Below are 11,174 nucleotides of genomic sequence, written 5' to 3' on the forward strand. Positions count from 1 at the left end.
AGTTCGTCCCGCTCGAAGATACGATCAAGTCCTTCAAGAAGCTGACCGAAGGCGACTACGACCACCTCCCGGAACAGGCGTTCTTCATGTGTGGCGGGATCGAGGACGCGGAGAAGAAAGCGAAGGAGCTCTAGTACCGAGGCCTTCTGGTACCGAGGCTTCCGGGTCGCTGGCCGCGCGTGAAAATCATGATCGCGCGGTCTTCGGCCTTGCCGGTTTCCCCGATAGCGGTCGGAGCCGGGCCGGTCGTGTTCCCGATGAACGACCGGATTCACCAACTGCACGGCTTCCGCGATCCGCGGGGTCGAGGGCCGACGACAGCGGGAAGGACGGCAGCGCGATGCCGATGCGGGTGGCGATCGTCTCGCCGGAGAAGGAAGTATGGTCAGGGGAGGCCGACATGGTCGTCGCACGGACCACGGAAGGTGAGCTCGGTGTGCTCGCCGGGCACGTCCCGCTGCTCGGGGTGCTTGTCGAGGGCGGGCAGGTGCGGGTCAAGACCGGCGACAGCACACTGACCGTGGAGGTCGACGGCGGATTCCTCTCCGTGACCAAACAGGGTGTCAGCATCCTCGCCGAACACGCGCTCTTGGCGGGCACGGACTGACCCCGCTGGCGCCGGGGCGACCGGCGGCGCGAAAAGCCATCGTCGCGCCGCGCTTTGGAGCGCCTGAGGATAGGGCGTTCGATCAGTGAGCGGCTTATCCGCGCCCGGTCCGGCAAGGCGGCGGAGGAAGGCGCCCTGGTGGTGGGCGCCGACTGAGGACAACGCGGCCGGGCGGGATGCGGGGAGCCGTGAGCCGGACAGTCCTATCCTCGGGCGCTCTTAGCCGCGGCGCCGTCAGCGGTTGGCGCCCGGTTCCCACCGCACGTCCCCGCCGGGATTGGCGACCCGGGCGAGGATGAACAGCAGGTCGGACAGCCGGTTAAGGTAACGGGCGGGCAGCACGCCGGTATGCTCCGGGTCGGATTCCAGCAGCGCCCAGACGGACCGTTCCGCGCGGCGGGTGACTGTCCGTGCCACGTGCAACAGGGCGGCACCGGCCGTACCTCCGGGCAGGATGAACGAGTCCAGCTTCGGAAGGTTCTCGTTGAACCGGTCGCAGGCCTTCTCCAGCTGTTCCACATACACGGCGGTGACCCGCAGCGGCGGGAAGCCCGGTTTTTCCACGACCGGCGTGCACAGATCCGCGCCGACGTCGAACAGGTCGTTCTGCACCCGGGCGAGCAGCGCCTGGATCTCCTCGGTGAGCCCGCCGAAGGCCAGCGCCATGCCGATGGCGGCGTTGGCCTCGTCGACGTCGGCATAGGCTGACAGCCGCGGGTCGGTCTTGCGGACCCGGGACATGTCACCGAGCGCGGTGGTCCCGTCGTCGCCGGTGCGGGTGTAGATCCGGGTCAGGTGGATGGCCATGCCGGTCACACTATGCCGTTGCCGTGTCCACCGGTTCGCTGCCGTGTCCACCGGTTCATGGTTGGGCGCCGGCCGGCGGCCCTGTGTGCCGGATGGGCCTTGCCCTACCGGCCGGTCCGCGCTGACGGGTGGCTGCCGAGGCCATAGCATCGACTCCCGTGGAACGCTTCGTGGTCAGGGGCGGGTCTCGGCTTGTCGGCGAGGTTGATGTCCCCGGAGCGAAGAACTCCGTGCTCAAACTGATGGCCGCGAGCCTGCTGGCCCATGGCCGGACAACTCTTCGTGCCGTGCCTGACATCCTCGATGTCACGGTCATGGCCGACGTGCTGCGGGCGCTCGGGGCGACTGTCGATCGGGATCACCGCGACGGCCTGCTGTCGATCGACGTGCCAGCCCGGCCCGGCGCGGCGGCTGACAGCGACCTCGTCCGCCGCATCCGGGCATCCGTCGTCGTGCTGGGCCCGTTGGTCGCCCGCTGCGGTGAGGCGCGAGTCGCGCTCCCCGGTGGGGACGCGATCGGTACCCGTGCTCTCGACATGCATGTCAACGGTCTGGCCAAGCTCGGGGCCATGATTGATGTCGAAGCGGGCATCCTCATGGCCCGGTCGGCCGGCCGGCTGCAGGGAGCGTCCATCTGGCTGGACTTCCCCAGCGTTGGCGCCACCGAGAACCTGCTGATGGCCGGTGTGCTGGCCAAGGGCACGACCGTGATCGATAATGCTGCCCGTGAGCCCGAGATCACCGATCTCTGCGCGATGCTGACGGCGATGGGCGCGGAGATCGACGGCGCGGGCACGTCCACGCTGGTGATCGACGGTGTCGATGGGCTCCGCCCGACCACACACAGCACGGTCGCGGATCGGATCGTGGCCGGAACCTTCGCCATCGGCGCACTGATGACGGGCGGGGACGTACTTGTCCGGGGCGGGCGCGCCGATCATCTCGATATCGTGCTCGACAAGCTGTCCGCGGCGGGCGCCGCCGTGGATGTCCGCCCTGACGGCTTCCGCGTCGTCGCGGACCGGCCGCCACGGTCGATCGACGTGGTCACCCTGCCGTATCCGGGGTTCCCGACGGATCTTCTACCGCAGACCATCGCGCTGGAGGCGGTCAGCGAAGGGGTCTCCCTCATCACCGAGAATGTTTTCGAAAGCCGTTTCGTGTTCTGCCGGGAGCTGCTGAAGCTCGGCGCGGAGCTACGCACCGACGGCCACCACGTCATTGTCCGCCGTGCCGACCGCCTGGTCGGCACGCATGTGGTGGCTTCGGACGTCCGAGCCGGGGCCGGGCTGGTGCTGGCTGGTCTGATGGCTGACGGAATGACAAGCGTCAGCGAGGTTCACCATATTGACCGCGGTTACAGCGACTTCGTCGAGCAGCTGCGGGCGCTGGGCGCGGATATTCGGCGGGAACCGGCCGCGGACGCGGCGTGGCGTACTGGTTGATCGGTAGCCATGACGCGCCGGGACAGCATCGGCCGGAGGCTGGGCCGGGCCGGCACTCTCGGGCAGCCGCCGGGCCGCCGTCAGGGGTGCCTGATGGGTGTTGGTCGATGTGGGCGATGGTCGAAAAGTGGCCCGCACGGCGGCGGGGCGAGCCATCCTGATACTGGGTGGTGACCGGCGACAACAGCGCGAGATGTGCGCCGCAGCCCCACGACGCCGCGCCCCTGGCGCCGGGTCGCTCTCAGGCCCAGTCGCGGTCAGTGCCCGCAACCACGGCACGTGCCCGCATGGAGTCCTCAGGGAACACCATGACGTGCCAACCGGAGACGTAGTGGCGGCGGATGTTGCCGTCGGCGTTCACCTGAATCGGGCCAGGCGGCGCCGCGCCTGACGTGGACCGTATCCCGTGTTGACGGAGGAGCTGGCGCAGCCGGGCCGCTTCGGTTGATGTACGGAGCGTCGCCACGGGTACCAGCATTCCGAAGTCGCCGTAACTTTTTGCGATGTATTTATTGCCACGCGTCCGGTTCGGTGCGAATACCCATCGGCACACCGCCACAAGCATGGCGGTGGCGGCGACGGCGATGGCTGGGCCGATCGTGTAGTGCAGGCTGTTCAGTGGCACCGTCACCTCCCTGCTGTCCGAGCCGGCGGGCCGGACGGATCTCATCGTCTCAGCGCGGCCGGCTCCGCGCAGGCGTTCATGCGTGGCCCGCGTCGCAGTTCTGGGCCCGCCGCGTGGTCATGATTGCCTCGGCCGGTGTTTCCGTCCTGTACATAGTCCTGTGCGCAGTCTTTTCCGTCCTGTTCACCGGAACGCCCAGGTGGATCGCACACCTGCGCATCCGTATCGCCACTCTGCGACTATGGATACTGGCCTGTCGCCGGGGGCCGCTGTGGCAGCGGTTCTCGGCAGGGCACCGGAAGGAATCAACAGCGCGTTCCGGCTGTGTCCGACAACTCCTGGCCGCCGGGGATGCCCGATCGGTCAGGGCATGAGCCAGGGGGGACGGGAGGCCTGATGGGTGAGAACGCGATGCTTCTCGACGGGGGACGTATGGAGATCCAGACCGTGCGGCTGGCTGGTCGGGTCGATGTACGCACCGTCGGTGATCTGCGGCTGCGGCTGCATGCTGCGATCGACAGCGGAACCGGGCAGTTGCGGGTGAACGTGTCCGGCCTGGAGCTGGCCGACCATGCGGGTCTCGGCGTCCTGCTCGGCGGGGCGCTGCGGGCGCGCCGGTCCGGGCGGTCGATGCTCCTGGTCGAGGTTCCCATGGCGCTGGGAAAGCTGCTGGCGGCCAACCGCCTCGGGCGCATCCTGCGGGCTGAGGACGCCGACCTGCCGCACGTGGGGCATGCCTGATGCGGACAGCCCGCTGGTTCACTGTGGTCCCCAGCTCCATGAGGTTGCGTTCGGTCGTGGGATGATGGCTGTGGCCGGGGAGGGAAATGCTCGACGTCGATGCGCAGCGATTGGGTCCAACAGGCGGTCCGGTATACCGGCGAGGTGATGCCCAGTCCGTTGACCAGCGCCGTACAGGGCTCATCGTCGGTGCGTTCGCGGTGGCGATCGTGCTGGGCGTGGTTATCGGTCTGGTGACCGCGCCTCGTGCCAGGACCGTCCCGCTGGTCGCCCCGGCGACCGCCGCGCCACCGTCCGAGCTGCAGCCGGCGTTGGACCCGCCCACCTGGGAGGGCAGCCGCCTGCCGGGGACAGCCCACCAGATGCGGGTACGGGAGCAGGATCGCCGTGCCTTCAGCGCGAGTCTTGCCTATGACCTGCGCGAGAATGGCGCCGGGAACGTCACGACCGCGGACGTCGTCATCCCGCCGGGAAAGCTCTTCTACGGTGCGCTGGAAGGCCGCGACAGCACGTTCGACGAGTACTGGGCCGTCGGCCTGGCGCAGGTGGCCGGCGTAGCCTCGGCGCCGCCCAACCCGCACGTGTGGAAGCGGACCGGCGGCGGCCCCTGGATGCAGCTCGTGGAGGGGCCGGGCGCCTGTGACAGGTTGCCGCCCGTTCTTTTCACGGCCTGGCGGGGGCGTCCAGGTCTCTGTTCGGGCGCGTGACATTACCTCCCGGTAGGCTCCGGTCATCGGATGAGCCTCCGGGAGGGTATGGCGATGGCCAATACGGTGCGGCGAGAGCAGTCCGAGCAGGCCAGTCCGCGGCGGGACCGACCATGGATCATTCGGACCTATGCCGGTCACTCCAATCCGGCGGAAACCAACGCGCTTTACCGCCGGAACCTGGCCAAGGGGCAGACGGGCCTGTCGGTCGCGTTCGACCTGCCGACCCAGACCGGTTATGACCCCGATCACGAGCTCGCCCGCGGCGAGGTCGGCAAGGTGGGTGTGCCGATCGCGCATGTCGGCGACATGCGCGCGCTGTTCCATGACATCCCGCTGGGCCAGATGAACACCTCGATGACGATTAACGCGACAGCCATGTGGCTGCTCGCCCTCTACCAGGTCGTCGCTGAGGAACAGGGCGCGGACCCGGCGAAACTCACCGGCACGACCCAGAATGACATCATCAAGGAGTACCTCTCGCGCGGGACGTACGTGTTTCCGCCGGCGCCGTCGCTACGGCTGATCACCGATATGATCGCCTACACGGTGACCGAGATCCCCAAATGGAATCCGATCAATGTCTGCAGCTATCACCTGCAGGAGGCCGGTGCCACCCCCGTTCAGGAGATCGCCTACTCGATGTGCACGGCCATCGCCGTGCTCGACGCCGTGGTCGCCTCCGGGCAGGTGCCGGCCGAACGCACCGGCGAGCTCTGCGCCCGGATGTCGTTCTTTGTCAACGCCGGCGTCCGCTTCGTTGAGGAAATGTGCAAGATGCGGGCGTTCGTCGAACTGTGGGACACGTTGCTGCGGACCCGCTACGGGGTTACCGACCCCAGTCACCGGCGGTTCCGCTACGGCGTCCAGGTCAACTCCCTGGGCCTGACCGAGGCGCAGCCGGAGAACAACGTTATCCGGATCGTGCTGGAAGCCCTTGGCGTGACGCTGTCGAAGGACGCCCGCTGCCGGGCTCTGCAACTACCGGCCTGGAACGAGGCCCTCGGCCTGCCCCGGCCCTGGGACCAGCAGTGGTCGCTGCGTATCCAGCAGATCCTTGCGCACGAGACCGACCTGTTGGAGTACGACGATCTCTTCGAGGGCTCGGTTGTCGTCGAACGGCGGGTGGCTGAGCTGGTCGGAGCCGCGCAGAAGGAGATCGACAAGGTACAGGCGATGGGCGGCGCGGTGGCCGCGGTCGAGAGCGGCTATATGAAGTCCCAGCTCGTCGCTTCGCAGGCGAACCGGCGGATGCGCATCGAGTCCGGCGAGGACGTGGTGGTCGGTGTGAACAGCTTCACCGCCACCGAGCCGAATCCGCTGCTCGCCGACCTGACTGCGGCGGTCCAGACAGTGGACCCGGCGGTGGCGGAGGCTGCCCGTGCCGACATCGCGACCTGGCGGGCCGATCGTGACGCGCGCGCCGTGGACGATGCCCTGCGGGGCCTGCGGGACGCGGCGAAGACCGACACGAACCTGATGGCCGCAACGCTGGTCTGCGCCCGTGCCGGAGTCACCACGGGGGAGTGGGCCGGTACCCTGCGCGACACCTTCGGTGAGTACCGGGCTCCGACAGGTGTGTCCGGCGCCGCGGTACACGCTGGCGGCGCCGAGCTTGCCGGCGTGCGGGACAGGGTCGCCGAGACCGGGCGGGAACTGGGCCGCAGACTGAAGTTCCTCGTCGGCAAGCCGGGCCTGGACGGGCATTCCAACGGTGCCGAGCAGATCGCCGTACGCGCCCGCGACGCCGGCTTTGAAGTCGTCTACCAGGGCATCCGGCTGACACCGGCGCAGATCGTCGCCGCCGCGGTGGAGGAGGACGTGCACGTCGTGGGCTTGTCGGTGCTGTCCGGCTCCCACCTGGAGCTGGTGCCCCAGGTCCTTGACGGGATGCGGGCAGCCGGGATCGGTGACGTACCCGTCATCGTCGGCGGCATCATCCCGCCCGCGGACGCCGAGCGTCTCAGGGCGCTCGGCGTGGCCGCGGTCTACACACCGAAGGACTACGGTCTCACCGAAATCATGGCTGGGGTCGTGGACGTCGTCCGCGCCGCGAATGGCCTGGCCTGAGCCGGCCTGAGCCGGCCTCCCAGAGACCCGGACAGGTGGTGCGGGGCCGCCCGGGGCCGCGTAGCGTCCAGAGGGTGATGGCTGACGAGGGCACCCATCCCCAACGCGCGTCGGCGCGGGGCGCCGGACGGGCCGAGGACAGCAGCGGGCCGGCCGCGCCCCCCGTTTCCCTGCGGGACGCCGTCGAGCTGGCCACCCGCGCCCATGCCGGCCAGCTCGACAAGATCGGTGATGACTACATCGGCCACCCGCTGCGGGTGATGGACGCTGTCGGTGCCGCCGCGGAGCGGGCCGCTGTCGACCCGTACCACGCCCGGTTGGCCGCGGTGCTGCACGACGTCGTCGAGGACACCGATGTCACCCTGGCGGACCTTGCCGCCCTCGGTTATCCGCCCGAGGTCGTCGCCGCGGTCGACGCGCTGACCCACCGCGACGGGGAGCCGGTACCTGACTATCTCACCCGGGTAGCCGGCAACGACCTGGCGGTCGTGGTGAAACGCGCGGACATGGCCGACAACAGCAACCCGGCGCGGCTGGCGAGGCTGCCGCGGGATCAGGCGGACCGCTACACGCGACGTTACGCTGACCGTGTCCGGCTACTCGACGATCTTGTCGCCGGGCGCAAGGCGGACTGGGCACGGATGGGATAGGACGGATGGGGCAGGGACGCACCGTGGACAGGTAAGAGCGCCCGGCAATAGGGGCGTGGATCAAGGAGCGGGGCTGGGGTGCGTGCATCGCAAGGCGGCGGAGGGAGCCACCCTGGTGTTGGGTGGTGACCGACGACAACACAGCGAGGTGCGTGCCCCAGCCCCGCGACGCCGCGTCCCTATTGCCGGGCGCTCTAAGCGGGTGTAGGTGGCGAGGTCGCGGCACGATAGCGTCCGGGGCTGTGCGTCTTGTGATTGCCAGGTGCAGCGTCGACTATGTGGGCCGGCTGACCGCACACCTGCCCAGCGCTGTTCGCCTGCTGCTGGTGAAGGCCGACGGGTCGGTGTCCATCCATGCGGACGGGCGGGCCTACAAGCCGCTGAACTGGATGAGCCCGCCGTGCGTGATCGCCGAGGCGGACGGCGTCTGGCGGGTGACCAACCGAGCGGACGAACAGCTCGTCATCACCCTCGAAGAGATCATGCATGACTCGTCGCACGATCTCGGCGTGGACCCGGGTTTGCAGAAGGACGGCGTGGAGGCGCACCTGCAGGTACTGCTCGCCGAGCGGCCGGATGCCATCCGCGCCGGCCTCACCCTGGTGCGCCGGGAGTACGAGACTGGCATCGGTCCGGTCGATCTGCTTTGTCGCGACACCGACGGTGGGAGTGTCGCTGTCGAGGTGAAGCGCAGGGGCGAGATCGACGGCGTCGAGCAGCTGACCCGCTATCTTGCCCGGTTGGAGGCGGACCCGTTCCTGCCGCATCCGGTGCGCGGGATCCTGGTCGCGCAGTCGATCACCCCGCAGGCGCGGTTGCTTGCCGCGGACCGCGGTCTGGGCTGTGTCACCGTCGACTACGACGCCCTGCGCGGACTGGCGCCCGCGATCCCGACCCTGTTCTGATTTTCCAACGCAGTCGATAGCGACACCCGCCAAGAACAACGAACGAACTATTGTTGCGGCCGCCGTTGAACAGCTCGACTCCGCGATGGTTCGTGTGCAATGCTGCGCGACGTGAATCCACCTGTACCAGGCATAAATACTAATCTTGCGTCCGGGTAGCGGCCGGCTGCCCGTTAGGCGTCTTCCGGGAGCCGTCGTTCGATCAGAGAGCCGGACAGCCAGCTTTCGGAACATGCCCTGATCTCACCGCCAAAAAACTCGACATACCCGCGGTGAGCTGTCTGCGGTGTGCTGGTCGTTCTGTTCGTGCTGTTTGCCGCGCGTTCATCTGGGCGTGCGGGTCACTCCGGGTTTTCTTGTCGGGCCGCGCTGTTGTCCGGTGCTGTCCGTCGGCGTGGGCTCATGTAGGTTTTTGCCGTCAGATCTTTGGAGTTTATTCATGCGTGGCCGGCTTTCTGCCGCTCGTCTCCGGACGCTCTCTCGCCGGGTGTCTCGGCGGGTGTTGGCGGCTATCTCATTCGGGTTGGTACCGGTGCTGGTGCTGACCGGGCTGGTGATGCTGCGGATAGTCGGGGGCGGTACGGGCGGGCCGGCGCCGTTGGTGAATCCGTTCCGGACGGTGGCGTTGCCGCAGAGCTCGAACGGCAGTGCGGCGGGCCGTGACACGCAGGTGCCCACGGCGCAGTCCCAGTCGGGGAAGGCACCGGCGGCGGACAAGGCCCGTGCGGTGGTCCCGGCGGTGGCGGGGGCGGTGGCGACCACGGCACAGGAGGCGCCGCGTCCGGTCGACCTGGCGAAACCGGATCCGTCCGCGGGTGTGGCGCGTTTCGGTGCGGCGGCGACGGTGACCCCGGCGATTGCGCCGGTGGCACGTGAACCGCAGCCGGGCCAAGTCGAGCTGCCCGAGCGGCGGACGGTGTGGAGCGACGAGTACAGCAATCCCGACGGGACTCACACCACCCAGGTGTATTCGGTGCCGAAGCGGTTCACCAACGCCGGCGGGAAGCTGGTCGACATCGACACGGCCCTGGTGGCGGCGGGTGGGGGGCGGCACCGGGTGGCGGCGGTCGAACACGCCGCGGACATCGCGGACACCGCGGATGATCCCCGGTTGGCGACGGTGCAGGTTACCGGCGGCGCGTCGGTGTCGTTCGGGATCGCCGGCGCGGGCCCGGCCGCGGCCACGGTTGAGGGGGCGACGGCCTCGTACGCGGATGTGCGGCAGTCGTCGGATGTGTGGCTGGCGGGGACGTTGTCGGGGTTGAAGGAGACGCTGGTCCTGCGCGCGGTGGACGCCCCGACGCGGTGGACGTTCCCGTTGGAGTTGCACGGCCTGACCGCGACGCTGGACGGGAAGTCCCAGCAGATCTCCCTCGCTGACGGCGCGGGTGCGGTGAAGGCGGTGATTCCGCGGGGGTCGATGGAGGATGCCGCGGTTGATCCGCATGTGGGCAGCGGGGCGTATTCGGAGGGTGTCGTCTACTCGCTGGTGACCGCCGCGGATGGCCGGGCGGCGTTGCAGGTGGATCTGGATGCCGGGTGGCTGTCCGATCCGGCGCGGGTGTTCCCGGTCAAGGTCGACCCGTCGGTCGAGGTGTTGCAGGCGTGGGCGGACGACACCTACGTGTCGTCGGCGTATCCGAATTCGCATTACAACACGTTGGACGACATTCACGTCGGGACGTACAACGGCGGCGGGGACGTCAATTACGGTTATATCAACTGGCAGGGCACGGCGGCGGTGAACCAGGTCAACGTCCTGGGCGTGACCGTTTCGCTGGTGAACAGCTGGTCGTGGTCGTGTACGGCGCGGCCGGTGAGCCTGTACGAGGTGAACCAGTCCTGGGATGGCACGACGATGCTGTGGCCGGGGGCGGCGATCGGCCCGGAGGTCGCGCAGAGCAGTTTCGCCTACGGGTATTCGTCGTCGTGCCCGGCGAACTGGGGTTCCTTCAGCGATCCGCGGTTGACCGCGCTGGTGGATGACTGGACGCACGGGCGGAAGACGAACACGGGGACGTCGGTCCGGGCGAGTACGACGGATAATTATGCGTGGAAGAAGTTCCTGTCGAATAACACCGCCACGGCGGCGAACCGGCCGCAGATGTCGATCACGTGGACGCCGTACGGTGCGCAGTACAGCTATCCGTCGGGTAGTCCGGTGTGGGATCAGCCGCTCACGAACAACCAGCAGGGCAAGGTCTGGGTCCGGTTGACGAACACCGGCCGGGACGCGTGGGGGGCGAACAGCAACTACATGCTGTCGTATCACGTGTATGACGCGTCGAACACGACCGAGCTGGTGCATCAGGGGTACGCGACGCAGCTGCCGACGACGGTGAATCCGGGTCAGACAATCGATTTGTTGACGACGGTGAATCCGTTGGCGCCGGGGACGTACACGTTGCGGTGGGACATGGTGAACTGGGGTACCACCTGGTTCTACGACGAGGGGGTACCGACCCTTTCGCAGGGGTTGATCGTGCCGAACGTGGCGCCGGTGGTGACCTCGGCATCGCCCATGAATGGCGCGGCGGTGTACTCGCTGACGCCGACGTTGACGCTGACGGGTAATGACCCGGACAACTATCCGGGTCAGGGGGTGAACCTCAACTTC

The 11,174-nt window shown here is 68.2% G+C and carries 10 protein-coding genes; 8 read left to right on the forward strand and 2 right to left on the reverse strand.

The genetic code is table 11. The features are described from left to right. Positions 1-340 precede the first annotated feature (340 nt). Positions 341-607, forward strand: a complete 267-nt coding sequence (locus MJ783_RS18030) for a F0F1 ATP synthase subunit epsilon (protein ID WP_239311816.1) — start codon at positions 341-343, stop codon at positions 605-607. Positions 608-841: 234 nt separating this feature from the next. Here the strand turns inward: MJ783_RS18030 and MJ783_RS18035 are convergent, their stop codons facing one another. Further along, positions 842-1,414 (reverse strand): cob(I)yrinic acid a,c-diamide adenosyltransferase, encoded by a 573-nt coding sequence (locus MJ783_RS18035; RefSeq protein WP_239311818.1) that lies wholly within the window; start codon positions 1,412-1,414, stop codon positions 842-844. A gap of 158 nt (positions 1,415-1,572) precedes the next feature. Here MJ783_RS18035 and murA point away from each other — a divergent pair, with 158 nt between their 5' ends. Continuing rightward, positions 1,573-2,859 (forward strand): UDP-N-acetylglucosamine 1-carboxyvinyltransferase, encoded by a 1,287-nt coding sequence (gene murA / locus MJ783_RS18040; RefSeq protein ID WP_239311820.1) that lies wholly within the window; start codon positions 1,573-1,575, stop codon positions 2,857-2,859. 241 nt (positions 2,860-3,100) lie between these two features. On the opposite strand, the gene MJ783_RS18045 is transcribed toward murA, so the two are convergent. Next, positions 3,101-3,484 carry a hypothetical protein gene (locus tag MJ783_RS18045; protein ID WP_239311822.1) on the reverse strand — a complete coding sequence of 128 codons (384 nt, stop codon included), beginning with the start codon at positions 3,482-3,484 and terminating at the stop codon, positions 3,101-3,103. A 396-nt stretch (positions 3,485-3,880) separates the two neighbouring features. Here MJ783_RS18045 and MJ783_RS18050 point away from each other — a divergent pair, with 396 nt between their 5' ends. The 6 genes from MJ783_RS18050 to MJ783_RS18075 form a co-directional block, all read left to right on the forward strand. Next, positions 3,881-4,225 (forward strand): STAS domain-containing protein, encoded by a 345-nt coding sequence (locus MJ783_RS18050; protein WP_239311824.1) that lies wholly within the window; start codon positions 3,881-3,883, stop codon positions 4,223-4,225. Between the two features lie 200 nt (positions 4,226-4,425). After that, positions 4,426-4,932, forward strand: coding sequence for a hypothetical protein (locus MJ783_RS18055; protein ID WP_239311826.1), 507 nt, complete (start codon positions 4,426-4,428; stop codon positions 4,930-4,932). Between the two features lie 54 nt (positions 4,933-4,986). Next, the gene (locus tag MJ783_RS18060; protein ID WP_239311828.1) at positions 4,987-7,002 is read left to right on the forward strand and encodes a protein meaA; all 2,016 of its coding nucleotides are present in this window, start codon (positions 4,987-4,989) and stop codon (positions 7,000-7,002) included. Positions 7,003-7,079: 77 nt separating this feature from the next. Beyond that, a complete protein-coding gene (locus MJ783_RS18065; protein WP_239311834.1) occupies positions 7,080-7,652 on the forward strand; it encodes an HD domain-containing protein in 573 nt (190 codons plus the stop codon). Positions 7,653-7,894: 242 nt separating this feature from the next. Next, positions 7,895-8,557: an endonuclease NucS gene (gene nucS / locus MJ783_RS18070; protein ID WP_239311830.1), complete on the forward strand. Its 663-nt coding sequence runs from the start codon at positions 7,895-7,897 to the stop codon at positions 8,555-8,557. 532 nt (positions 8,558-9,089) lie between these two features. Continuing rightward, a partial coding sequence (locus tag MJ783_RS18075; RefSeq protein ID WP_239311832.1) for a DNRLRE domain-containing protein occupies positions 9,090-11,174 on the forward strand: 2,085 nt, incomplete at its 3' end.

The organism is Protofrankia sp. Cj3, assembly GCF_917627355.1.
Lineage (GTDB): Bacteria > Actinomycetota > Actinomycetes > Frankiales > Frankiaceae > Protofrankia.